At 67.4% G+C, this 1,551-nt stretch carries 1 protein-coding gene; it reads left to right on the forward strand.

The features are described 5' to 3' along the window. Positions 1-1,551: chaperonin GroEL (groL, locus tag ABGB17_RS38740; protein WP_347639374.1), on the forward strand; the 1,551-nt coding region annotated here is incomplete at both ends.

A 1,551-nucleotide genomic window follows, 5' to 3' on the forward strand; every position in this document is an offset into this window, starting at 1 on the left:
ATGAGGACGCCCGGCGCGGTCTTGAGCGTGGCATGAATCAGCTCGCTGACGCCGTGAAGGTGACCTTGGGGCCCAAGGGCCGTAACGTCGTGCTGGAGAAGAAGTGGGGCGCGCCCACGATCACCAACGACGGTGTGTCGATCGCCAAGGAGATCGAGCTCGAGGACCCCTGGGAGAAGATCGGCGCCGAGCTGGTCAAGGAGGTCGCCAAGAAGACCGATGACGTCGCGGGGGACGGGACCACGACCGCGACCGTGCTGGCGCAGGCGCTGGTGCGTGAGGGTCTGCGCAACGTCGCCGCGGGTGCCAACCCGATGGCGTTGAAGAAGGGGATCGAGGCGGCGGTCGAGCGGGTCAGCGAGGAGCTGTCCAAGATCGCCAAGGATGTGGAGACCAAGGAGCAGATCGCCTCCACCGCCTCCATCTCGGCCGGGGACACCCAGATCGGCGAGATGATCGCCGAGGCGATGGACAAGGTCGGCAAGGAAGGTGTCATCACCGTCGAGGAGAGCAACGCCTTCGGCCTTGAGCTCGAGCTCACCGAAGGCATGCGCTTCGACAAGGGCTACATCTCCGGCTACTTCGTCACCGACTCCGAGCGTATGGAGGCCGTCCTCGACGACCCCTACGTCCTCGTGGTCAATTCCAAGATCTCCGCCAACAAGGACCTGCTGCCGCTGCTCGACAAGGTCGTGCAGTCCGGCAAGCCGCTGGTGATCATCGCCGAGGACGTCGAGGGCGAGGCCCTGGCCACCCTGGTCGTCAACAAGATCCGCGGCCTGTTCAAGTCCGTGGCCGTGAAGGCTCCGGGGTTCGGTGACCGTCGTAAGGCGATGCTGGGGGACATCTCCACGCTGACCGGTGGCCAGGTGATCAGCGAGGACGTGGGCCTGAAGCTGGAGACCGCGACGCTGGACCTGCTGGGCCGGGCGCGTCAGGTCATCGTGACCAAGGACGAGACCACCATCGTCGACGGTGCCGGGGACCCCGAGGCGATCGCCGGGCGGGTCAACCAGATCCGCGCCGAGATCGACAACACCGACTCCGACTACGACCGCGAGAAGCTGCAGGAGCGGCTGGCCAAGCTGGCCGGCGGCGTGGCCGTCATCAAGGCCGGCGCCGCCACCGAGGTCGAGCTCAAGGAGCGCAAGCACCGCATCGAGGACGCCGTCCGCAACGCCAAGGCGGCCGTCGAGGAGGGCATCGTGCCCGGCGGCGGCGTCGCGCTCATCCAGGCCGGCGCCAAGGCGTTCGACAAGCTGGAGCTGTTCAACGACGAGGCCACCGGCGCCGCCATCGTGCGCAAGGCCCTGGAGGAACCGCTCAAGCAGATCGCCGTCAACGCCGGCCTCGAAGGCGGCGTCGTGGTCGAACGCGTCCGCAACCTGGAGCAGGGCGTCGGCCTCAACGCCGCCACCGGCGAGTACGTCAACATGCTCGAAGCCGGCATCATCGACCCCGCCAAGGTCACCCGCTCGGCCCTGCAGAACGCCGCGTCCATCGCCGCGCTGTTCCTCACCACCGAGGCCGTCATCGCCGAGAAGCCCGAGA

Source organism: Sphaerisporangium sp. B11E5 (assembly GCF_039871875.1).
GTDB lineage: Bacteria > Actinomycetota > Actinomycetes > Streptosporangiales > Streptosporangiaceae > Sphaerisporangium.